Genomic DNA, 24,839 nt, shown 5'->3' on the forward strand with positions numbered 1-24,839 from the left:
CAAGCGGGCGGCCGAGGGGTATATTTGCTTGCAAAGGGCTCGCGCGGAGCGGGCCGTTAATCCATAGAGGAGGCACCCTTGAAGGCGGACACTCAAACCATCGACATCCTGTTGTTGGGCAGCGGCGGCCGCGAGCACGCTCTGGCGGCCAAGCTCGCAGCATCACCGCGCGCCGGCAAGCTCTACATTGCGCCGGGCAACGGCGGCACCGCGAGCTGCGGCGAGAACGTGGTTCTCGACGATTGCGATCCTGCGGCCGTGGCGGCGTTTGCCCAGAGCCACGGATGCGGACTCGTGGTGATCGGCCCCGAGGCCCCGCTCGTGGTGGGCGTGGCCGACGCCGTGCGCGCGGCGGGCATCCCGTGCTTTGGCCCGGGTGCCGAGGGTGCCCAGATGGAGGGCTCCAAGCTGTTCTCCAAGCAGCTCATGGAGCGCGCCGGTATCCCGACGGCAGCCTACGGCTCGTTCACCGACGAGGCTTCGGCTCTCGCCTACGTGCGCGAGCAGGGCGCCCCGCTGGTCGTCAAGGCCGACGGCCTTGCCGCGGGCAAGGGCGTCATCGTGGCGATCGAACTTGAGCAGGCCGAGGAGGCCGTGCGCGAGTGCTTTGGCGGCACCTTTGGCGATGCCGGCAATACTGTGGTCATCGAGGAGATGCTGACCGGCCCCGAGTGCTCGCTTTTGGCCTTTACCGACGGCAAGACCGTGCGCCCCATGGCCACCTCGCAGGACCACAAGCGCGCGCTCGAGGGCGACAAGGGTCCCAACACCGGCGGCATGGGCGTCTACAGCCCGGTGCCCATCGTGACCGACGAGGAGCACGCCACCATGGTGGCGGTCATGGAGCAGACCGTTGCCGAGCTTGCTGCCGAGGGCATCGACTACCGCGGCTGCCTGTACGGCGGCTTTATGCTTACCCCCGCCGGCCCCAAGGTGTTGGAGTTCAACGCCCGCTTTGGCGACCCCGAGACGCAGGTCGTGCTGCCGCGCCTTAAGAACGACCTGGTCGAGGTCATGCTCGCCTGCGCTAACTGCGAGCTCGACCAGATTGAGCTCGATTGGCGTGACGAGTGGGCCGTGGCCGTTGTCCTGACGAGTGCGGGCTATCCCGGCAGCTACGAGAAGGGCAAGGTCATCACCGGTATCGAGGATGCCGAGGCCATGGAGAACGTGACGGTGTACCACGCCGGCACCGCCGTGGTGGACGGCCAGCTCGTGACCAACGGCGGCCGCGTGCTCGCCGTGACCGCGCTGGGCGACACGTTCGAGAACGCCCGCAACCTTGCCTATGAGGCCTGCGAGAAGATCGATTTTGAGGGCAAGACCCTGCGTCACGACATTGGTCTGCGCGCGCTGCGCGGCCGCGACGCCTGGGATGCCTAAAATCCGGGAGGAATGAGACGGATGGACGATAAGAACGAAGAGCTCGTGGACGCGCAGATCGTCGAGGAAGACAGCCGCGCGTACGGACACGCAGAGGGCGAGCCGGGCGGCGAGGTTGCCGATGAGCCGGTGCTGGTGCTGGGGGACGAAGACCCGCATGACGCGCTGCTGCACGAGAAGATTCTTTCGGAGGAGTGCGCCTGGAAGGGCAAGATCCTCGACGTCCACCGTCTTGAGGTTGAACTGCCCAACGGCCACCGCAGTGCCCGCGATGTGATTCGTCATCCTGGCGCGGCGGCCGTTGTCGCGCTGACCGAGACCGGCAAGATCGTGCTGGTGCGTCAGTATCGCACCGCTATCGACCGCGTGACGGTCGAGATTCCCGCCGGCAAGCTCGACCCGGGCGAGGACCCGCTCGATTGCGCCAAACGCGAGCTGCATGAGGAGACGGGCTTTAGGGCCGGCCGTATTCGCTTTTTGACGTCGATTGTCACGACCTGCGGTTTCTGCGACGAGATTATCCACATCTACCTGGCCACCAAGCTCGAGTTTGATGCGCCCAACCCCGACGATGATGAGTTTGTCAACGTGGACCTGGTGCCGCTGCACGAGCTGATCGACGCCGTGCTCGACGGCAAGATCGAAGACGCCAAGACCGTCGTAGGCGCGCTTGCCTGCGACAGCATCGCGCACCGCTTGGGTGGGGCCGAGCTCTAGGTTACGCGGTTTTACCAAACCGCGTAACGAGTCGACGCTGCAAACGCCCCTAAGCGGCAATCTGCCTTTCAATCGTCGCTCGCGTACCGAAGTACGCGTCGCTCCTCTTTCAAGGCACCTTGCTCGCTTAGGGACGTTTTCGCTGACGCTGCCAGAACATCGGCGTTATGCTTGTTGGGACGCTTTGTTTTCAGCCTGACCGGTTCAACCGGATTTCTCACGCTATTTATTTCTCTTCGAGGATTGCATGTTTAAAAGGTTTCTCTCGTATTACGAGCCCCAGACGGGGCTTTTTGTTGCCGATACTGTTTGTGCTCTGGTGCTTGCTGCCATTGACCTTGCGTTTCCTATTATTCTGCGCAATCTGACCGGCGGGTTGTTTACCCAGGGTCAGGCTGCCATTATGCAGGCGCTCGGTATGATTGCGGTGGGACTGGTGCTGATGTATGCCATCCGCTGCGCCTGCCGCTACTTTGTGAGCTACTGGGGCCATGTGATGGGCGCGCGCATGGAGTCCAAGATGCGCGAGGACCTGTTCGATCAGTACGAGCGCTTTAGCTTTGCATACTTCGATCGCAACAGCTCGGGCGACATGATGAGCCGCGTGGTCAACGACCTGTTCGATATCTGCGAGGCGGCGCACCATGTGCCCGAGTGGATCATCATCTGCGGCATCGAGATTATCGGCTCGTTTGTGATCCTCTTTACCATCGCCCCGGTGCTGGCGCTTGCCATGGCTGTGGTGACAGCAGCGTTTGCGGTCATCATGTTTTGGCAGAACATGCGCATGCGCGAGGTCTTTAGCGACAATCGCAAAAAAATCAGCGGCATCAATGCGCAGCTGCAGGATTCGCTGGCGGGCATGCGCGTGGTCAAGAGCTTTGCCAATGAGGAGACCGAGCGCTCTAAGTTCCGCGCCTCCAACAATCGCTACCTTTCGTCCAAGGAAAACATGTATCACGCCATGGGCGTCTATACTGCGACGTATGGCCTGCTCTCGGGTGTGCTCTATGTGATCGTGGTACTGCTGGGCGGCTGGCTGGTCGCCCAGGGACAGCTGCAGGCGGTCGATATGGCGACCTTTGCACTCTATATTTCGCTGTTCTGCACGCCGCTCGAGACGCTCGTCAATTCGGCCGAAACGTATCAGAAGGCTATCGCCGGCTTTAAGCGTATGGACGAGGTGCTCTCGACCGTGCCGGATATCCAGGACAAGCCGGGCGCCACGGATCTGCAGGTGACTGCCGGCGCCGTGGAATATCACGACGTGTGCTTTAACTACGAGGACGTTGAGCTGGGCGAGGGCGATGCCGAAGAGCGTCCCGTTATCGACCATATGAATCTGTCCATCAAGCCCGGGCAGACCATCGCTTTGGTTGGCCCTTCGGGCGGTGGCAAGTCCACGACCTGTTCGCTGCTGCCGCGCTTTTATGACGTGGCTGCCGGATCCATTAGCATCGACGGCCAGGACGTGCGCGATGTGACGCAGCAGAGCCTGCGTCGCGCCATCGGCCTGGTGCAGCAGGATGTCTATCTGTTTGACGGCACGATTGGCGAGAACATCGCCTACGGCAAGCCGGGCGCTACGGCAGGAGAGATCGCCGAGGCCGCCCGTCGCGCCAACATCGATGCCTTTATCGAGTCGCTTCCACAGGGTTATGACACGGTCGTGGGCGAGCGCGGCAGCCGTCTTTCGGGCGGACAGAAGCAGCGTGTTGCCATCGCGCGAGTGTTTCTCAAGAACCCCAAGATCCTTATTTTGGATGAGGCGACGAGTGCTTTGGATAACGAGAGCGAGGAGGCGGTGCAGGAGTCGCTCGAAGAGCTGGCACGCGGCCGCACCACGATTATCATCGCCCACCGTCTTTCGACCATTAAGCATGCCGATGAGATCGCGACCGTTGAGCATGGTCGCGTTGTGGAGCGTGGCACGCACGAGGAGCTTCTCGCCCGTGGCGGCACTTATGCCCGTTACTATCGAATGCAGTTCGAAGGTGCGCGTGCGCACGAGCTCGACTGATTGATATGACAGGAAGTTTATGGCTGACAAGAACCCTTTGACTCCGGAAGAAGTGACGGAGTTATTCTCCGAAATCGATGCATCCGGTGTCTTGGATCCCACGCTTGCCAAAAAGCGCACCGAGCGCATGCGTGAGAAGGAGGCTGCGGCCAAGCGCGGTGACAAAGCGGCGCTAGCGCAGCTGCGCAGCGAGGACCGCGCGAGCCAGGCAAAACATATCGACCCGCTGTCCGAGGACGACCCTTCGGGCTCGCAGGTGAGCCATACCATTACGAAGACTGCCATGGCCGTGGTCATTGGCATCTTGGTGCTGATTGTGGGCATGCAGATTGGCTACGGCGTGATGCGACGCCTGAACACCGCCAACCTGTCCGAGAGCGTTTCGGTGGATACCGTTTCGACGGCGCTGAAGGGCGGCCTTGAGTGGGGCAACGGCTTTACGCAGTTCCCGCTCGACTTTACCGTCGATGAAGCTGATGAGCGTACGGGCACGGTCGAGGTGACGGTGTTGGACACATCGTCTGCCAACGAGCTCGAGCTGCTGTCCAACGGGCAGATTCAGGCCGCTGCGCTTGCGACCAACGCGCTGCTCAACGATAAGATCGACCGCGTGGTGTATAACGTTCACGCCTATATCGACGAGGATAGCAACATTCAGCACGATTCCTTCTTTGGCATGTTTCCCGCGCGGGGTCATCAGAGCGCCATTTTGACGTTTGTGTGGACCAAGAGCTCATCCAACGCCACGAGTATCGACTGGAAGATGCGCATCGTAAGCATGGACGACACCATTGCCGAGCGCATTCAAAAACAGGTGAACTCGGTTTCGTCGCTGATCGAGGACCCGGTGGTGAGCCAGACCAAGATTGACGAGGAAAAGGCCGAACGTGACCTGGAGCATCGTCTGCATGGCCGCGAGATTTTCCGCGGCGGCAAGCCCGATCGCTCACCGTCCGATCTGCTGGAACAGGACAAGCAAAAGTAAGAGGCCATTATCCCGCGTGAGCCACAAGCCCACGCGGGATAATTTTTCTGGGACGGGGATTAAATAATCATTATGCATAGAAAGTCATAATTATCATTTCGTAAACATTTCGATGAAATTAACGCCATGAGGCATGCTTGCGGTTACAATACCGCGAGGCCTAACTACACACCTTTAAGCCGGTCCTGTGAGACCGGGAAGGAGAATTATGGCGAACAACCATACCGCGGGCGCTGCCGCCCGCACCTTCGCGCCCAGCGAGCTTTGCCAGCGTATGCTGGCCAAAACCAGCAAGGGCACCTGCGGTCCCTGTATCCTGTATCTTGAGGATGGGACCATTTTTTATGGACGTGCATGCGGCGCCGAGGGCACCGCGACCGGCGAAGTCTGCTTCAACACCTCGCTCGAGGGCTACTTTGAGGTCATGACCGACCCGAGTTATGCCGGCCAAATTGTAACCATGACCTATCCGCAGATCGGCAATTACGGTATCGACGAGACCGATGTCCAGTCGGCCTTCCCCGGCGACGCCGTGCGCCCTGCGAGCGCTCCGGCTATGCGCGGCATGATCGTTCGCGATATGTGCGCCACGCCTTCTAACTGGCGCTCGGCCGTCAGCGTGCCGGAGTACCTGCGCGCTCACGGCATCGTCGCTATCGAGGGTATCGACACCCGCGCTCTGGTGCGCCATCTGCGCGACAATGGTTCCAAGATGGGCATTATCTCGACCGAGATCTTCGACGTCGACGAGCTTGCCGAGCGCTTGTCCGCTGCGCCCACGCTGGTAGGCGAGAACCTGGTCAAGACCGTAAGTTGCCCCGCGCCTCACGAGTTTGTGGCCGCCGACCTGCCTGCCACGCATGACTTTGCGCTTGCGGCTGCCGCTCCTGCCCGTCACAAAGTGGTCGCCTACGACTGCGGTGTGAAGCGCGGTATTCTGGAGGGCCTGGTCCGTGCCGGCTGCGATCTCACCGTCGTGCCGTGGGATACGCCCGCCCAGCAGGTGCTCGACATGAATCCCGATGGCGTCTTTTTGTCCAACGGCCCCGGCGACCCCGATGCCGTGGTGGAGACCTATGAGCAGGTACAGCAGCTGATCGGCAAGGTGCCGGTCTTTGGCATTTGCCTCGGTCACCAGATGATCAGCCTGGCCTGCGGCGCCCAAATGGAAAAGCTTAAATTCGGTCACCGTGGCGGTAACCAGCCGGTTATGAATCTGGTGAGCCGTCGCGTGGAGATCACCGCGCAAAACCACGGCTTTGGCCTGCTGTTCCCCAGTCTGGGCAAACTGATTCCGGAGCTTTCCGGCGGCGAAACCGAGCATGCGGCCGACGGTGACCTGCGCGCCTGGGTGCGTCGCGGCATCGCGCCGGTCGTGATGAACGAGCGCTTTGGTCGCATTCGCCTGACACATGTGAACCTCAACGACGGCACCGCCGAGGGCATCCAGCTGCTCGACGCCCCGTGTTTCTCGGTCCAGTACCACCCCGAGGCTTCGCCTGGCCCCACCGATGCCCACTATCTCTTTACCGCCTTTACGCGACTCATGGACGGCGAGGAGAACTACCTGGACATCGACACCGCGAAGGACCGCCTCGCCGGCTGGAATTTCGCCGAGTCCGAGAACGCTGCGACCGAGGAGAACTAACATGCCTAAACGTACTGACATCAAGCGCATCCTCGTTATTGGTTCGGGCCCTATCGTCATTGGCCAGGCCTGTGAGTTCGACTACTCCGGCGCACAGGCCTGCAAGGTGCTCAAGGAGGATGGCTTTGAGGTCATCCTGGTCAACTCCAATCCGGCGACCATCATGACCGACCCGGGTCTTGCCGACCGCACCTATGTCGAGCCCATCACCGCCGAGTTTATCGAGCGCGTAATCAAGAAAGAGCGCCCGGACGCGCTGCTGCCCACGCTGGGCGGCCAGACCGGTCTGAACGCCGCCGTCGAGCTGGCAAAGGACGGCACGCTCGACAAGTACGGCGTCGAGATGATCGGCTGCGACCTGGCCGCTATCGAGCGCGGCGAGGACCGCAAACTCTTTAACGAGGCCATGGCCGAGATCGGCCTGGAGGTTGCGCGCTCGGGCTATGCCTACAGCGTGGCCGACGCCGAGGCTATCGCCGAGCGCGTGGGATATCCCTGCGTACTGCGCCCGAGCTTTACCCTCGGTGGCGCCGGCGGCGGCATCGCGCATACCCACGAGGAGCTCGTCTCCATCGTGAGCCAGGGCCTTGAGCTCTCGCCTGCCCATGAGGTGCTGGTCGAGGAGTCCATCGAGGGTTGGAAAGAGTATGAGATGGAGGTCATGCGCGACCACGCCGGCAACGGCATCATCGTGTGCTCCATCGAGAATCTCGACCCCATGGGCGTGCACACCGGCGACTCCATCACCGTGGCGCCGGCGCAGACGCTCTCCGACCTTGAGTACCAGCGCATGCGTGTCGCCTCGCTCGCCATCTTGGGGAAGATCGGCGTCGAGACCGGCGGCTCCAACGTGCAGTTTGCCGTGAACCCCCAGACCGGCCGCCTGATCGTCATCGAGATGAACCCGCGCGTGAGCCGTTCGTCCGCACTGGCCTCCAAGGCCACGGGCTTCCCCATCGCCAAGGCCGCCGCTCGCCTGGCCGTGGGCTACACGCTCGACGAGATCGTCAACGACATCACCAAGGCAACGCCCGCCTGCTTTGAGCCCACAATCGACTACTGCGTCGTCAAGGTGCCGCGCTTTGCCTTCGAGAAGTTTAAAGGCACTGATCCTACGCTCACCACGCGCATGAAGGCCGTGGGCGAGATTATGGCGATCGGCCGCACCTTTGAGGAGGCCTTCGGCAAGGCCATGCGCTCACTGGAGGACGGTCACCAGGGCATCTGCGCCGGTGGCAAGGAGGGTGCCGACAAGCTGAGCGACGATGAGCTCGCTCAGGCCGTGGCAACCCCGACCGAGCACCGCATCTTCTTTGTGGTCGAGGCCCTGCGCCGTGGCTGGGACATCGCCCACATCCATGCCATCTGCGGTATCGATCCGTGGTACCTCAACCGTATCAACGACATGGTGCAGGTCCAGGAGAGCATCCGCGGCCTGCGTGTGGAGGATATCGACGCCGACGCGATGCGCCTGCTCAAGCAGTACGGCACGAGCGACGCCGAGATTGCCGCGCTGACCGGCTCGGACGAGCGCTTTGTGCGCGCCTATCGCAAGGGTCTGGGCGTGGTTCCCAGCATGAAGACGGTCGATACCTGCGCTGCGGAGTTTTCGAGCGCCACGGAGTACCACTACAAGACGTACGAGAACATCTACCGCACGAGCCCGGATGCCAAGAAGTGCGTGGCTCCCGACGAGACCACGCCGGCGGACAAGCCCAAGGCGATGATCCTGGGCGCCGGCCCCAACCGCATTGGCCAAGGTATCGAGTTCGATTACTGCTGCGTGCACGCGAGCTACGCACTGGCGGCTCGCGGCTTCGAGACCATCATAGTCAACTGCAACCCCGAGACCGTTTCGACTGACTACGACACCTCGGACCGCTTGTACTTTGAGCCGCTCACCTACGAGGACGTCATGGACGTTATCGATGTCGAGCGCCCCGACGGCGTCGTGGTGACGCTCGGTGGCCAGACCCCGCTTAAGCTGGCGCGCATGCTCGAGGAGAGCGGCGTGAACATTATGGGCACCAAGCCCGATGCCATCGACTTTGCCGAGGACCGCGAGCGCTTCGCCGCTCTGCTCGACAAGCTGGGCATCATGTACCCGCCGGCGGGCCAGGCCACCTCGTTTGAGGAGGCCGAGGCCGTGGCCGCGCACATCGGCTATCCGCTGCTGGTGCGCCCGAGCTATGTGCTGGGCGGCCGCGGCATGATGATCGCCTACGATGCCGAGCATCTGCGCGATTACATGGCCGAGGCTGCGCGCATTAGCCCCGACTACCCGGTGTACCTGGACCGCTTCCTGGAGGGTGCGATCGAGTCCGACGTCGACGCCCTGTGCGATGGCGAAGAGGTATACATCGGCGGCATCCTGGAGCATATCGAGGAAGCCGGTATTCACTCCGGCGACTCCGCGACCTGCATCCCGCCGTTCAGCTTTAGCGAGAGCCTGCAGGCGAAGCTCCGCGAGACCACGCGCCGCATCGCGATGGCGCTGGGCGTGCGCGGTCTGGTCAACGTGCAGTACGCCATTAAGGGCGAGACCGTTTACGTGATCGAGGCCAACCCGCGCGCCAGCCGTACCGTGCCGTTTATCTCCAAGGCCACCGGCGTGCCGCTGGCCAAATGCGCGGCGCGCATCATGGCAGGCGATTCCATCGCGAGCTTGGGCCTGCCGAGCGACGAACGTCAGCTGGACTGGTTCTGCATGAAGGAAGCCGTTATGCCCTGGGGTCGTTTCCCGGGCGCCGACGTCATCCTGGGGCCCGAGATGAAGTCGACGGGCGAGGTCATGGGTATCGCTAAGAGCTATCCCGAGGCATACGCCAAGACGCAGCTGGCGATCGACTACAGGCTGCCCGACCCGAGCGCCGGCAAGGTATTCATCAGCGTGTGCGACCGCGACAAGCGCCACATCCTTTCGGTCGCGCGTATCCTGCGTTACCTGGGCTTTGACATCTGCTCCACCGAGGGTACGGCGCGCGTGCTGCGTGGAGGCAACGTGACGTGCGAGATCGTGGAGAAGATTAGCGGCCCGCACGACGGCGAGCGCCCCAACATCGGCGACCTCATCGCCGATGGCAAGATCGCGGTGATCATCAACACGCCGTACGGTCCGGGCTCGCGCGGCGACGGCTATCTGCTGCGCACCGAGGCGGTGCGACGCGGTGTGACCTGCGTGACCGCGATGTCTGCCGCCAACACGTATGTGAGTGCCATCGAGGCGGTGCGCGAGGACCAGCAGGGTCACGGCAGCGCCAACGACATGGGCATGGACGTCATCGCCCTGCAGGACCTGCCGCAGTACACGGTGTAGATTGAGCTGGCCGGCCGGGGCGGAGGGGGCTGAGTTTCTCACTGAGCGACTCTGCTTGCAGCCGGAGCGAAGGGGGAAACTCAGCCCCCTCCGCCCCGGCCTACGGTGACTCGGTTGCACCGTGTGCTGCCGAAGGGGCTTTGCGCGATGACTAGGGCTGAATAAAAAGTGAGTGTGGGCAGAGCCCACGTTTTGTATGGGGTCCTCCGGTGAATTGCATTCACCGGAGGACCTTTTTGTGGCTGGCTGAGAGTGCCGCTGGACAGTTAGTTCAGATTTGTATTTTTGTGAGGGTGGAAAAGGCCGATTTGAGCTCAAATGAGTCGTTCTTGGCGGTCTGATGCGACAAGGATGCGCAGTCAGGAATGAGAAAAGGGCGTTATTGGGTCTAAAACGGCTTCAAAACGATACGTTTGCACGTAAGGACCCGGCCAAAAAATACAAATCTGAACTAACTGTCCACCATCCTCCGTCAACCTCTCATTCCAAACCAAATCAGCCAACGTACGTCATAGCAATCTTCGGTAGGTCGCAGGGCGGCGGTCGAGCTTTTCTCTCGGGAAACTTCGCGAAGCCCAGTTCCCGAGGGAAAGGTATGGTCTGTGTAATACCAGATAAACAGTACATTTTTGCTAGATTGGTATTTGACTGAAGAACCAATTGGTATGGCTTATTAAGCCCACCTTGCCGCTGACGCTCATTTTACTGCCGCTGGTGGACTTCCGAACTTGGTTGCGCAAGTGCTCCCATATATTGATATGACCTAGTAGGTGGCTATCTGGTTACTACCAGTTGGCCCCTTGGTAACGGGTGGCCCCATTGTGCGGAATGTACCGAACATCCCCGTTTGATACGTTTTCCCATGCTGCCGGGGGGGGGCGTCCTCGGCACCTCAGCATCTCGGAAGAAAGGAGACCAGGTGCGCAGGAATTCCATTTTTACGAAACGGTGGGTGAAGGGAAGCGCGGTCCTCGTTGCCACTGCAGCGACGCTCGTGTTTGCCAATCCCCAGCAGGCGATTGCCACGCCACTCAAGGGCGTCGACTCAGCGACCGTGTCCCAGTCTGCCTCGAATGTCGTCGACATCGATTTCGCTGACGGCATCAAGGGCCGTATTACGTTCCTCGAGGACGGTATTTTCCGTTATAACGTCGACCCCAAGGGTGAGTTTTCCGATTACGCCACACCGCGCAGTAAGTCCCACACGGCTAAAATCCAGGCTCAGCCCGATACCTCGGACACCTACAGCAAGCCGAGCGCGACGGTTGCCGACAAGGGCGACACTATCGAGATCACCGGCGGAAAGGCGACCGTGATCCTGGACAAGGCGACTGGCAAGATGAGTATCAAGTCAGGCGACCGTGTCGTGGTTTCCGAGTCCGCGTCCCTCGACCTTGATAAGAAGGGTACCGTCCAGACGCTCGCCAAGGAGAAGTCCGAGAACTTCTTTGGCGGCGGCACCCAGAACGGACGCTTCCTGCACACCAACCAGACCATCGCCATCTCCAACACGAACAACTGGACTGATGGCGGCGTTGCCTCGCCCAACCCGTTTTATTGGACGAGTGACGGCTACGGCGTACTCCGAAACACGTTTGCAGAGGGTTCCTACGACTTCGGTTCCACGGACTCATCGACGGTCACGACTTTGCACAGCGAGAATGAGTTTGATGCCTACTACTTCGTGGCGACCAACGAGGGCGCTTCGAACGTGGCAACCGAGATGCTGCAGGACTACTACAAGGTGACCGGTAACCCGGTACTGCTGCCCGAGTACGGGTTCTACCTTGGTCATCTTAATGCCTATAACCGTGATGGCTGGTCAACGACCTCGGGTCAAAAGAAGTGGGAGACCAAGGGCAGCAAGTCCTCGAGCGAGAAGGGCGACGTTAAGTACGAGTCTGGCATGTCGACGGGCTACAAGCTCGACGGCACACTTGCGGCCGAGACGCTCAACGGTGAGGGCCCTTCGGTTGATACCGAGAACATGAAAGCGACCGATTTCGACCGCCAGTTCTCTGCTCGGCAGGTTATCGATGACTACGAGGACAACGACATGCCGCTCGGTTGGTTCCTGCCGAACGACGGCTACGGCGCCGGCTATGGCCAGAACGGTTACTACAAGACCGGCGGCGTCAACTCCGACGGAACGAGCTCGGCCGACCGTCTTAACGCTGTGCGTGCCAATGTCGACAACCTTAAGAAGTTCACCGAGTATGCCAACTCCAAGGGTGTGAGCACGGGCTTGTGGACCCAGTCCAACCTTGAGCCCGACAGCAACTCCGAGACCCCGTGGCACCTGCTTCGCGACTTCGACGCCGAGGTCAAGACGGGAGGCATCTCTACCCTTAAGACCGACGTTGCCTGGGTTGGATCTGGCTACTCCTTTGGTCTTAATGGCATCAAGACAGCTTATGACACGGTGACGACCGGCGCTAACAAGCGCCCCAACATCATCACGCTCGATGGTTGGGCCGGCACGCAGCGCTTTGGTGGCATTTGGACCGGCGACCAGTATGGCGGTAACTGGGAGTACATTCGCTTCCATATCCCCACGTATATCGGTCAGAGTCTTTCGGGCAACCCCAACATCGGCTCCGACATGGATGGCATCTTTGGCGGCGACCCCATCATCTCTGCGCGTGACTACCAGTGGAAGACGTTCACGCCCTCTATGCTTGACATGGACGGTTGGGGCACCTACCGTAAATCGCCCATGACGCACGGCGATCCCTACACAGGCATCTCGCGCTTCTACCTCAAGCTCAAGGCGCAGCTCATGCCCTATATCTACACGAGCGCGGCCTCGGCGGCCAACATCGACACGGGTAACGGCGATGCCGGCCTGCCCATGATCCGCGCCATGCTGCTTTCCGACAACTCCGAGTACGCCGCAAGCACTTCGACGCAGTACCAGTATATGTTCGGTGAGAACTTCCTAGTGGCACCGGTGTATCAGGATACCCAGGCAGACGAGAACGGCAACGACATTCGCAATGGGATTTACCTCCCCAACTACGGCACCGACGAGAATCCCACCATCTGGATCGATTACTTCTCGGGTAAGCAGTATCGCGGCGGCCAGGTTCTCAACAACTACGAGGCTCCGCTTTGGAAGCTGCCGCTGTTTGTGAAGGCCAACGCTATCGTGCCGATGTACGCCGAGAACAACAACCCCGAGGCAGTGAGCGACACCAACACCAAGGGTACCGACCGCAGTCAGCGTATCGTCGAGTTCTTCGCCACCGAGGGCGACGGCACCTTTACGCAGTACGAGGACGACGGCTCCTCCATCGAAAACAACACGACTGAGGACGATTCCTACGGCACGATCGACAATATCTCCTACGGTGAGCATGTGAGCACCGTCTACAGCTCCAAGGCCGCAGGCGGCACCGCGACCTTTACCGCCGAGGCCTCGAAGGGCGGCTACAACGGCTACGACTCCAACCGCACCACGACCTTCGTGGCCAATGTGTCCGCCAAGCCCACGAGCGTTGTCGCCAAGAACGGCGGATCCGCACTCAACGTGGTTGAGGTCGACTCGCAGGAGACCTTTGACGCCGCGACCCCCGAGGCCGGCCAGGCGGTCTACTTCTACAGCGAGACCCCCAACCTCAACCACTACGGCAGCGATGCGGACGGCACCGAGGCCGAGCAGGGCGAGAGCTTTAACAACACCAAGATCACCACGAACCCCAAGGTCTACGTCAAGTTCGCGAAGACCGATGTTGCTGCAGCGGCGCAGACGCTTGAGCTGGGCGGTTTCGTGAATGCCGACGCCACGCTCACAGCCGATCGCCTCAACGAGAACCTCTCCGCACCCACGAACCTTGCTGCCCCCGAGGACGTCACGACCCCAACGAGCATAAAGCTCACCTGGGGAAAGGTCGATGGTGCTACCTCCTACGACCTTAAGGTCGACGGCACTGTGTTTGCCGTGGGTGATGCGGCCGAGTTCACGCACACCGACCTCGCCTACAATAGCAAGCACACCTACCAGATTCGTTCGCGCAACGCCGAGGGTTACTCCGCCTGGAGCGATGTGCTCGAGGCGAACTCCGCACTCGATCCGTGGCGGAACGTCCCCGACGCCGAGGAAATCACCTGGGAGGGCTCACTTTACGGCAGCCATAAGGCCGAGCTTGCCTTCGACCATGAGTTCCAGTCGGGCGACGGCGGTTTCCACTCCGGTGGCAACGATCTGGGCAAGGCGCTTACCGTTGACTATGGACGCGCTTACAAGCTCGATAAGCTCGAGTACTATCCGCGCGATGACGCCGGCAACGGCACTGTGACCAAGATGCGTGTTGAGACGAGTCTCGATGGCGTCCACTGGACGAGCCAGGAGGTCGATTGGGCACGTTCCGCTGATTGTAAGACGGTAGCGTTTGACGGCACCGTGGCCGCCCGTTACGTGCGCATGACACCGCTCGCCTCGGTCGGCAATTTCTTCTCCGCGTCCGAGATTGCCATCTACAAGACCGACGGCACGGATGGCTTCGCCGTGGGCTCCAACCTCAACAAGGCCACGATCTCCGACGGAGACTACTCCAACATGAAGAACTATCTGGGCCTCGAGAACCGCGAGCCCGATACCCCGACGTTCGGTTCGCAGATCCGCGACCACTTCGCCGACCTCAACGATAACGGCGTTTACGACGTCTACGATTACTCGTTCACCATGGCGGGTCTTGACGGCGGCACTAAACAAAAGGGCAAGGTCGCAGGTTCGCTCGCGGTGATTCCGAGCAAGACCGAGGTCGAGGCCGGTGATGAGATCACCGTTGATGTCTATGCGGCCGACGCCAAGAACGTCAACGCCCTGGGCGCTCTCGTCAACTTCAAGAGCGACCAGTTCGAGTTTGTGTCCGAGAGCATCGCGCAGGACGGCTCGACTGCCGGCATGGAGAACCTGTCTCGCGAGAAGGTCCAGTTCGCGGACAGAACGCAGACTATCAATCTCGCCTTTGCCAACCGCGGCGATGGCAAGCTCTACAACGGTACCGGCGCGGTGGCGAGTTTCAAGCTCAAGGCCAAGACCGCCGGCAAGGTCGAACTGCCCTCGACATCTTGGCTCATCGGTCCGGCATGCGACGCACTTGAGTTTGCGAGCGACGGCACGGTGACGATGCCGGATGTTCCTCAGCCAACGGTCGCCGAGTACGGTCAGGATGCCTTCAACATCACGATGACCAACGATGAGCTCACGACCGACGACGGGACCAACGTCGAGAAACTTATCCAGCAGAAGAGCTATAACGCGCTGTTCGATAATAACGAGGGCGACAACGGCTTTGAGTTCCTATGGAACTGGAGCGGCAACTGGGACAGCGAGGGTAAGCTTCCGAGTTACGTGAAGCTTCCCACCACGATGACATTCGCATTTAAGACGCCTTCGAAACTCGATAGTGTCGAGGTCGTTAACCGCAACGGTGGCAACGGAACCGTGCAGAAGATCAAGGCTGTCGTGACGTTCGAGGATGGCTCGACCCAAGAGTTCGCGGGCGGGGAGTACGATTCCTTCCGGGCTCGCTACGCTTTTGGCCTCTCTGCCGAGAACAAGGGCAAGAAGGCGACCAAGGTCGAGGTCACGCCGCTTGAGGCATCGGGTGACCAGATGCTCACACTGCGTGAGGTCAACTTCAACTACACGCAGGGTGTCGAGGCCATCGAGGGTGTCGAGCTAGGCAAGAACCAGACCGAGTTCTTTGAAGGCGACGTTACGCTCGTCGACGCCAAGGCCACGCCTGAGAGCGCCGGCTACCCCTATGTGACGGTCGAGAGCTCCGACCCCTCTGTGGTAAGCGTCTCCGCTGTTCAGGCTGGCGATAGCGTGAGCTACTACCTGCGTGCCAACAAGGCCGGCAAGGCAAAGATCACGGTGGCGTCGGTACTCGACCCCTCCAAGACCGCATCCTATGAGGTCGAAGTCAAGGCTGGTGTCGATACCTCTGCGCTCGTGGCAGCGCTTTCCGAGGCCGCGGGCTACAGCGAATCCGTCTACACTAAGGATTCCTATGCAGCTCTCACCGCTGCGGTCGAGGCGGCTCAGAAGCTCCTCGACGGCGGCCAAGGCAGCTATAGCAAGAAGGATGTCGCAGACGCCACAGCCAAGATCGAGAAGGCAATCGACGGCCTCAAGATGCGCCCTGTCGATGAGAAGATTCTTATCAACACGCCCGAGAACCGCAAGAACGTCAAGGTGGCCGGCTTCTCGAGTGAGGCCGACTACGAGGGCAGCAACGCCGTCAACGCTCTCGACGGCGACGAGCGGACGCTTTGGCACAGCGACTGGGCCCATGGGACCGGTATGCCCCAGTATCTGAGTGTCGACCTGGGCCGCGACTACGATCTCACCGACGTTACATTCCTGCCGCGCCAGGACGGCGGCACTAACGGCGATATCTTCGAGGCCGAGATACTGGTCTCCGACACTGCCGACGGTTATGAGATGGGCACCGCCGCGTCGATGGGTACGTTCGCCTTCGACAATGACGGTCGCGTGCTCACCGACCGTGGCGACTGGAAACAGATGAGCTTTGGCGCCGCGCGCGGTCGCTACGTGACCGTCAAGGTGATTCACGCCGGCGGTGGCAACGTTGATGCCTACTGCAGCATGGCGGAGCTCAAGTTCTACGGTACGGCCGTCCCCGATCCGGTGGCGAAGGATGATCTCGCTACCGCGATCGAAAAGGTTGATGCCGAGGTTGCTGCCGGCGACCTCAAGGCCGGTGACTACACCGAGGCCTCCTGGACGGCGCTCGAGAACGCCCTGGCGAGCGCCCGCGCCATCTTGAGCGACGAGAAAGCCACGCAGGACGAGGTCGACCAGGCGCTCAGGGCGCTCGAGAGCGCCCGCGGCGCGCTCGAGAAGACCCCGGTGGCCCCGGTCGAGAAACCGACTAAGAAGCAGCTCAAGGCCCTGGTCAAGCAGGCGAAGGAGACTGACACTAGGGGCAAGACGGCCGAGTCTGTCAAGGCCCTGACGGATGCCATTACCTACGCCGAGGACGTCTTGGGTGCTGAGAATGCTTCCGACACCCAGCTCCAGGCGGCCTATGACCAGCTCAAGCTGGCTATTGAGAGCCTCAAGGATGCCGATTCCGGCAATCAGGGCGGCTCGGGCAACCAGGGTTCCGGCAATGGCTCGAACGGCGGCAACCAGGCGGGCAAGCCCGCAGGCGACAAGGCCCAGGGCAGCAAGAAGAACGGTTCGGCGATTCCCAATACCGGAGACCAGACGGCGGCGACCGTCGCGACCGTCGGTGGTCTTGGCGCCATCATCGCCGCGATCGGCGCTTTCTTCCATCGTCGCAGCAAGGCTAAGTAGCCCCAGCAACAGCTAAGCAAGCGTGCCCGCCGTCCCACCCAAGGACGGTGGGCACGCTTTTTGAATGTAGGCGGAAAGCTCCGACCCTTCGGCCTTAATCTCGCAAAGCGTTCCGTCTCCCGCCGAACACATCAGCATCGGCGGCTATACTTGAATTATTTGCAGTTAAGGGTCGCGGATTCGCCGCGTCACCGCTCTCAACAGGAGGTCTTTGTTTATGGCAGATCAAAAGCCGGTTGTCGGGATCATCATGGGTTCCAAGTCCGATCTGGGCGTTATGGAAGGCTGCACCGCCGAGCTCGAGGCACTGGGTGTGCCCTATGAGCTCGTGATCGCGAGCGCGCACCGCACGCCGGCGAAGGTCCACGAGTGGGCTTCGACTGCCGCCGATCGCGGTATCAAAGTGATTATCGCCGCCGCCGGCAAGGCCGCTCACCTGGGTGGTGTCGTGGCTGCCTTTACGCCGCTGCCGGTTATCGGCGTGCCTATGAAGACGAGTGACCTGGGCGGTATGGATTCGCTGCTGTCGATGGTGCAGATGCCTTCGGGCGTGCCCGTGGCCTGCGTTGCCATCAACGGTGCCAAGAACGCCGCCATCTATGCCACGCAGATTCTGGGTGCTTGCGACCCCGAGTACCGCAAGGTTATCGAGAAAATGAAGCAGGAGATGGCCGACGCCTAGGCGTTCCGCCGTTTCACCGCAGTATAAGGAGAGCCATGTCCGATTATCAGGGAAAACGATTCAAGGCTTCTCAGATTCCCGATCCGTCGAAGCCGGGTGCTGCCCATGCGGCACAGCAGGGTCGGACATCCTCTCCTCAGCAGCCGCGCGCGCCGCGTTCCGTAACGCCGACGTCCCATCGCCGTCAGGATACGCCTGCTGCTTATCGCCCTTCGTCATACAGTACGGCCAAGAAGTCACCTCGCTCTTCGGCGCATACCGCGCCATCGAGCTATACCGAGCCGCTGCGCAAAAAGCGCCGCTCCGTCATTCCCATTCTGCTCATCATCATTGGCATTGGCCTGATCGTTGCTGCGGCCGCCATCTTTATTAATGCCCAGATTGGCTACAAGCAGGCGAGCGAGTCGTATCAAAAAATCGAAAAGCAATATGTGAGCGACAAGGACGCCAGCGGCGTGCCGATTATCGACTTCAACGCGCTCGCCCAGACAAATCCCGAGGTTGTGGGTTGGATTTACGCGCCCGGCACCAACATCAACTACCCCGTGGTGCAGACCAACAACAACTCCAAGTACCTCAACACGCTGTTCGACGGTACGGCCAATGCCTCGGGAGCCATCTTCTTGGATAGCGACGACACCGCGCCGGGCATGGTGGATCAGCAGACCACGATTTACGGCCATCACATGAACGACGGTTCGATGTTCAACGTGATTTCGCGTACGACCGATCAGGCGACGTTCGACAGCATGGAATACGTGTACTACATCACGTGCGATGCGACGTATAAGTTGCGCCCGCTGGCGACCAAGGTGGTCGAGGACACGTATGCCAAGGCGCGCACGCCCAACTTTGAGGGCGATGACGGACTGAAGAATTACCTGTCCGAGATGCTCGACGGTGCCTCTGCCGTGGCGAGCGATGCCACCGACCGTGCCGCTTCGGCAACCAAGGTCGTAACGCTTGTGACCTGTCGCTCGCTGTCGCTGAGCAACACACGCGCCGTCATGGTGCTCACGCCGGTCGAGGAATAAAGTGTCCGGGAGCCCCGTCCCAAAAAGACTGCCCTGGAAATCAAAAGGAGAAATGATGTTTGAGAATGGCAAATCGATGCCTTCGGTTGATGCTTGGCTGCGCGAAGCCAAGGCCGATGTTTCGGCGGCTGATTGTGGGATGTACCTGACACACAACGGCGTGGTGCGCGCGACGCCCAAGGCCGAGGTGCGTGGGGTCGAGACCGATGGTGTGGCGCCTGGACATAAGGTGGGCGGCATGGCGTTTGGCTTCGATGCCGAAAAGGTGCAGGCCGCTATCGAGGCAACGCACGCGATGCCGGGTATCGGTTACGTGCGCGTGTGGTTGGCGAGTGGCGAGCTCGCCGTGGGCGACGACATCATGCTCGTGCTCATTGGCGGGGACATTCGCCCGCATGTGGTCGATGCGCTGCAGGCGCTCGTCGGTACCATCAAAAATGAGTGTGTGAGCGAGGTCGAGCGCGAGGCGTAGAGGCTTGCGTCGATAGAAGGCTCGTTTATAAAAATGCCCGCCGGTACGTGTGATACCGGCGGGCATTTTGTGTTTTGGGCGCGGTGGGCGCTACACGCGCGTCGCATCCTTGGGACTCATGGTCATGCTCTGGAAGCGGTTCTCCATGTAGTCGTTATCGAAATACTTGCCGTAGAACTGCGCGACGGGAATATCCGGCTCCGTGCCGTTGACGCGCTGGTACCAGTAGTCGAGCGACTGCAGCGTCATGACGCCGTCGACCAGCATAATGACGGTAAAGATGACGGTAGCCGAGTAGCGACTCTTCCACGGAATCATGTTGATGAGCTTGAGCAGCCTCGGCAACAGCAGCTTGATCCAGATAAGGCCACCCAGGCCCCACAGGCAGGCAAAGCCCGTGCAGGTGCGTCCGCCCGTAAGGACGGCGAGTGGGTCGGGCATGCCGAACAGCTTCATGTGCGAGTAGCTCCACGAGACCACGCCAAATGAGGTCTGCATAAACCAGCCCACGAACACCTCAAAGCTCGCGCCGAGCACAGCGCTTACCAGGAAAATGATGATGGGGTTCTTTTTATAGAAGCGGTTGAGCACCATGGTCATGAGTACGGCGCCAAAGCCATAGATGGGGCTGAAGGGACCAAACAGCATGCCGGCGCGGTTCTGGTAGACGCCCGGGTCGTCGACTGTCATATGCCAGATGTCCTCGGCGATCAGGCCGAGCACGCAGCAGACGAAGAATACCCAGAACAGGTTGAAGTAGTTGAGCTTGATGTAGCCCTCGCCGGTTTCATCGCGGCCGAGCATGCCCTCCGCCGCGGCGTCACGGTCGAGCATCTCCTGCAGGCGGCGCTGCAGTTCGCGCTCCTGGCGCAGCGTGGGGTCGACGGTTGCCGAAAGTGCAACGAGGATGCCGAGCTGGATCGCGGGACGCAGCAGGAAGGGCCCGATGCCCTGGAGCATCACGTCGACCAAAAGCTCGACGACGGTGAATGCAATAAGGATGTAGGACAGGCGGGCGGCGTTGCGGCGCTGGTTTTTGATAAGGTCCAGGCCAAAGATGATCAGGATGACGGCACTTGCCGCAGAGAGCATGATGCCGGCGACGATGAGTCCAACCGCGACGAGCGTGTTGTCGCCGAGCTTGGCAGCGGCGTTGCCGTTGATGAGCGCGGTGATGACCTGCCACATAAAGGCGGCGACCGACGGGAGTGTGCCCACGCCGGACAGGATGCACAGGACGGCGTACACCTTAATGATGAGGGGAATCTTCTTGACCTCCGTGGCGCTGGGGACGCTGGGGTCGAGTCCGTTTCGATCCATACAGAACCTTTCTCGCTTTGTCCTAGATTACAAGGATACGCCGCCGACCTGCCAAAAGACAGGACGAACGTCCCAATTGCAACAATGCAACCCTCAACGGTGGACGCGGCGGCCATCTGGGGGCGCGGGCGCTTGCGCTGGACAGACCAATAAAATGTTTGGCCACAAAACGGATTATTAGCTCGGTGGGCTTTTAAAAAGCGCTGCTCATGCGCTGGGGAGCGCGTCGCGCCGTGCGTATAATAAGGCGGGTAACGCCAAAATACGAGGCTCTGAGGGGATGCCATGTCTCAAGAAACCATCCGCGCGGCCGAGCGTGCCGCGGGACAGGTGAACGCCATGTCGACGTATGATCCGGACTCCGACCAGCTGCATGAGGAATGCGGCGTTTTTGGTGTCTGGGCGCCCGATCGCGACGTGGCTCGACTGACGTACTTTGGCCTGCGTGCACTGCAGCACCGTGGCCAAGAATCGGCGGGAATCGCTGTTGGTGACGGCGGTACGGTTATGGTCCGCAAGGATCTGGGCCTGCTCGACCGCGTGTTCTCCAATGCCGACTTGTCGACGCTCTCCGGTCAGCTGGCCGTGGGTCATGTGCGCTACGGCACCGCCGGCGCCAAGAGCTGGGAAGCCTCTCAGCCGCACCTCTCTACCATCAATAGCGTCATTATCGCGCTCGCGCACAACGGCACCCTCGTCAACACCGACGAGCTGCGCCGCCAGCTGATCGAGCTGGGCGTGCCGTTCCTCTCCAACTCGGATTCCGAGGTTGCGACCAAGCTCATCGGCTACTTTACCCAGCGTACGGGCCACCTGCGCGAGGGCATTCGCAAGACCATGGAGCTTGTGCGCGGCGGTTATGCCATGACGCTCATCAACGAGCAGGCGCTCTACGCCTTCCGCGATCCGCACGGCATTCGCCCACTGGTGTTGGGCAAGCTGGTGGACGAGGGCCTGGACCAGGCCGATGCCGCATCCGTTTCGCAGCTGCCGTCGCAGGACGGCGCCGCGACGGTCGACTCCGCCGTCCGTGTCACGCGCGCCGGCGGCTGGGTCGTTGCTTCCGAGACCTGCGCACTCGACATCGTGGGTGCCGAGTACGTCCGTGACGTCCGTCCCGGCGAGATTTTGCGCATCAGCGCCGAGGGCCTTGTGTCCGAGCAGGGCGTGCCTGCCGCCGAGGAGCCTGCTAACTGCATCTTTGAGCAGGTCTACTTCGCTCGCCCCGATTCCATCATGAACGGCAAGAGCGTCTACGCCTGCCGTTATGACATGGGTCGTCAGCTGGCACATGAGGAGCCCGTCGAGGCCGACCTGGTCATCGGCGTGCCCGACTCCGGCCTGCCGCCCGCGGAGGGCTATTCGCACGAGAGCGGTATTCCCTTTGGTGAGGGCCTTATCAAGAACCGCTACGTGGGCCGTACGTTTATCGAGCCTACGCAGGAGCTGCGTGCCATGGGCGTGCGTATGAAACTCAACCCGCTGCGCGACAACATCGAGGGCAAGCGCCTGGTCGTCATCGACGACTCCATTGTGCGCGGCACCACCATGGTGCAGCTCGTAAAGATGCTGCGCAACGCCGGCGCCAAGGAGATTCACATTCGCATCAACTCGCCCGAGGTCATCTGGCCGTGCTTCTACGGTATCGATACCGACGTGCAGTCGCAGCTCATCAGCGCCAACAAGACGGTCGATGAGATCTGCGAGTACATTGGCGCCGATTCGCTGGCCTTCCTTTCGGTCGAGGGCCTGCTGAAGGTCATGCCCAAGGGCGGCTACTGCGACGCGTGCTTTACCGGCCGCTATCCCGTGGCGATTCCCGAGAGCTTTGGCCGTGACAAGTTCATGGAGGGCTTTAAGCCCCGCAACCTGGACAAGCCGCTGTACTTTGACGACGACGCCGTGGTCGAGAAATATGTCGACCGCAGCTGGGAAGAGGAGCACGGCGAGGCCTAAAACCTGCCATGTAGGGACAGGTTTATTTTGGTAGGTTTTACCTGCTGTTTTGTTGATATGACGGCGCGTGCTGTTATGGCGCGCGCCGAAATGGCGCAACTATGAGCACCGTTTGGCGCCTGCTCGTCAGACGGTAGTGGGAGAGGAAGACTCAGATGAGCGACAGCAAGCATGTGACGTACGAGGACGCCGGCGTCGATACCGCCGAGGGCGGCCGCGCCGTCGACGCTATTAAGCAGATGGTCAAGGACACCAACCGCCCCGAGGTCATCGGCGGCATCGGTGGCTTTGGCGGCCTGTTCTCGGCCGCCGCGCTTAAGGATATGGAAGACCCGATCCTGATTAGCGGCACCGACGGCGTGGGCACCAAGCTCGTGCTCGCCCAGATCATGGACCGTCACGAGACGGTGGGCCAGGACCTGGTCGCCATGTGCGTCAACGACATTTTGGCTTCGGGCGCCGAGCCGCTGTTCTTCCTGGATTACGTTGCCATCGGTCACATTGAGGCCGAGCACATGGCAAAGATCATCAAGGGTGTGGCCGACGGCTGCAAGCTCGCGGGCTGCGCGCTCGTGGGCGGCGAGATGGCCGAGCACCCCGGCGTCATGGCTCCGGCCGACTACGACCTCGCCGGCTTTACCGTGGGTGTTGTCGATCGTCCCAAGATGCTCGACCCCGCGAACGTTCGCCCCGGCGATGTGATTCTGGGCCTGCCCTCCACCGGTGTGCACTCCAACGGCTACTCGCTCGTGCGCAAGGTCATCGGCGTTGACGGCATCAAGCCGGGCACGCCCGAGGCCGCCGCTAAGGCCGAGGAACTGAGCCGTCCGCTCGAGGAGCTCGACGGTGCTTCGCTGGCCGATGCTCTGCTGGCCCCTACGCGCATCTACGTCAAGCCGATTCTGGAGCTGCTGCGTGGCGGCGCTTCGGTGCACGCCATTGCTCACATCACTGGTGGCGGCATTACCGAGAACCTCAACCGCGCACTCGCCGACGACGTCGATGCCGTGGTCACCCGCAACGGTGCCGAGATGGGCTGGGACGTTCCGCCCGTCATTACTTACGTGTCGCGTCAGGCCGAGCTTGCGCCCAACGAGGCATGCAAGACCTTCAACATGGGCGTCGGCCTGTGCCTGATTGTCGCCCCCGAGGACGAGGCCGCGGTAACCGATGCCCTGGTCGCGTCGGGCGAGAAGCCGTTCCGCGTGGGCGAGTGCGTCGAGGGCTCCGGTAAGGTCGTGTACTCCGATGAGCGCTAGCGAGCAGATGGCTGCTGCCGAGGGCCTGGGCTTTGTGCCCTACACCCGTCCGACCGGCACCGATACGGCCGAGCCGCTCAAGATCGGCGTGCTTATCAGCGGTTCGGGCACCAACCTGCAGGCGCTGATCGACCTTATCGCCGCCGGCAAGCTCAACGCCTCGATTGAGCTTGTAGTGTCGAGCCGTCCTTCGGCCAAAGGCTTGCAGCGCGCCGAGCGTGCGGGCATCCAGACACTCACGCTGTCCAAGGATATCTATGCCGACCCCATTGCGGCTGACGAGATCATCGCGCATGAGCTGCTCGAGCGCGGCTGCGAGTACGTGGTGATGGCCGGCTATATGCGCATGGTGCACACGCCGCTGCTGGCGGCGTTCCCCAATCGCGTGGTCAACCTGCATCCGGCGCTGCTGCCGAGCTTTACCGGTGCCCATGCGATTGACGATGCGTTTGCTCGCGGTGTCAAGGTGACCGGCGTGACCGTGCACTTTGCCAACGAGATCTACGACAACGGCCCCATCATCGCCCAGCGTGCGCTGGCTGTTGAGGAGGGCTGGGACGTCGACACGCTCGAGGAGCACATCCATGCGATCGAGCATGTGCTGTATCCCGAGGTCGTACAAATGCTCGCCGACGGTCGCGTCCACGTGCTGGAGAGCGGCAAGGTAGCAATTGATGCGCCCCGCGGCTAGCGGTGCACAGTGCAATTTAGTTG

Annotated in this window: 14 protein-coding genes; 13 read left to right on the forward strand and 1 reads right to left on the reverse strand. The window is 61.2% G+C overall.

Annotated elements, in window-relative coordinates:
* The first annotated feature begins 78 nt into the window (after positions 1 to 78).
* From purD to DW821_RS05120, 10 genes are all read left to right on the forward strand, one after another.
* Positions 79 to 1,383, forward strand: a complete 1,305-nt coding sequence (purD, locus tag DW821_RS05075; RefSeq protein ID WP_118065894.1) for a phosphoribosylamine--glycine ligase — start codon at positions 79 to 81, stop codon at positions 1,381 to 1,383.
* 21 nt (positions 1,384 to 1,404) lie between these two features.
* Complete coding sequence (locus DW821_RS05080) at positions 1,405 to 2,100, forward strand: NUDIX domain-containing protein (protein WP_199579182.1); 696 nt, start codon at positions 1,405 to 1,407, stop codon at positions 2,098 to 2,100.
* Positions 2,101 to 2,347: 247 nt separating this feature from the next.
* Positions 2,348 to 4,120, forward strand: coding sequence for an ABC transporter ATP-binding protein (locus DW821_RS05085; RefSeq protein WP_118065896.1), 1,773 nt, complete (start codon positions 2,348 to 2,350; stop codon positions 4,118 to 4,120).
* 19 nt (positions 4,121 to 4,139) lie between these two features.
* Positions 4,140 to 5,105, forward strand: a complete 966-nt coding sequence (locus DW821_RS05090) for a hypothetical protein (RefSeq protein ID WP_117564028.1) — start codon at positions 4,140 to 4,142, stop codon at positions 5,103 to 5,105.
* Between the two features lie 208 nt (positions 5,106 to 5,313).
* Positions 5,314 to 6,753, forward strand: coding sequence for a glutamine-hydrolyzing carbamoyl-phosphate synthase small subunit (gene carA, locus DW821_RS05095; RefSeq protein WP_118065898.1), 1,440 nt, complete (start codon positions 5,314 to 5,316; stop codon positions 6,751 to 6,753).
* A 1-nt stretch (position 6,754) separates the two neighbouring features.
* Complete coding sequence (gene carB, locus DW821_RS05100) at positions 6,755 to 10,069, forward strand: carbamoyl-phosphate synthase large subunit (protein WP_117638150.1); 3,315 nt, start codon at positions 6,755 to 6,757, stop codon at positions 10,067 to 10,069.
* 952 nt (positions 10,070 to 11,021) lie between these two features.
* Positions 11,022 to 17,402, forward strand: coding sequence for a discoidin domain-containing protein (locus DW821_RS05105; protein WP_158551680.1), 6,381 nt, complete (start codon positions 11,022 to 11,024; stop codon positions 17,400 to 17,402).
* Between the two features lie 217 nt (positions 17,403 to 17,619).
* The gene (purE, locus tag DW821_RS05110) at positions 17,620 to 18,084 is read left to right on the forward strand and encodes a 5-(carboxyamino)imidazole ribonucleotide mutase (RefSeq protein ID WP_006235810.1); all 465 of its coding nucleotides are present in this window, start codon (positions 17,620 to 17,622) and stop codon (positions 18,082 to 18,084) included.
* 35 nt (positions 18,085 to 18,119) lie between these two features.
* Complete coding sequence (locus DW821_RS05115; protein WP_117640749.1) at positions 18,120 to 19,118, forward strand: class B sortase; 999 nt, start codon at positions 18,120 to 18,122, stop codon at positions 19,116 to 19,118.
* 55 nt (positions 19,119 to 19,173) lie between these two features.
* Positions 19,174 to 19,590 carry a molybdenum cofactor biosynthesis protein MoaE gene (locus tag DW821_RS05120; protein WP_233508925.1) on the forward strand — a complete coding sequence of 139 codons (417 nt, stop codon included), beginning with the start codon at positions 19,174 to 19,176 and terminating at the stop codon, positions 19,588 to 19,590.
* A gap of 90 nt (positions 19,591 to 19,680) precedes the next feature.
* On the opposite strand, the gene DW821_RS05125 is transcribed toward DW821_RS05120, so the two are convergent.
* Positions 19,681 to 20,910, reverse strand: coding sequence for a putative ABC transporter permease (locus DW821_RS05125; RefSeq protein ID WP_118065902.1), 1,230 nt, complete (start codon positions 20,908 to 20,910; stop codon positions 19,681 to 19,683).
* A gap of 285 nt (positions 20,911 to 21,195) precedes the next feature.
* On the opposite strand from DW821_RS05125, the gene DW821_RS05130 reads away from it, so the two are divergent.
* The 3 genes from DW821_RS05130 (at position 21,196) to purN (ending at position 24,816) form a co-directional block, all read left to right on the forward strand.
* Positions 21,196 to 22,866 (forward strand): amidophosphoribosyltransferase, encoded by a 1,671-nt coding sequence (locus DW821_RS05130; protein ID WP_118065904.1) that lies wholly within the window; start codon positions 21,196 to 21,198, stop codon positions 22,864 to 22,866.
* A 155-nt stretch (positions 22,867 to 23,021) separates the two neighbouring features.
* Positions 23,022 to 24,125: a phosphoribosylformylglycinamidine cyclo-ligase gene (purM, locus tag DW821_RS05135; protein WP_118065906.1), complete on the forward strand. Its 1,104-nt coding sequence runs from the start codon at positions 23,022 to 23,024 to the stop codon at positions 24,123 to 24,125.
* Positions 24,115 to 24,816 carry a phosphoribosylglycinamide formyltransferase gene (gene purN / locus DW821_RS05140; protein ID WP_118065908.1) on the forward strand — a complete coding sequence of 234 codons (702 nt, stop codon included), beginning with the start codon at positions 24,115 to 24,117 and terminating at the stop codon, positions 24,814 to 24,816. The genes purM and purN overlap by 11 nt, the downstream gene beginning before the upstream one ends.
* Positions 24,817 to 24,839: the final 23 nt, after the last annotated feature.

The sequence above is a fragment of the Collinsella sp. AM33-4BH genome, from assembly GCF_003469205.1.
GTDB lineage: Bacteria > Actinomycetota > Coriobacteriia > Coriobacteriales > Coriobacteriaceae > Collinsella.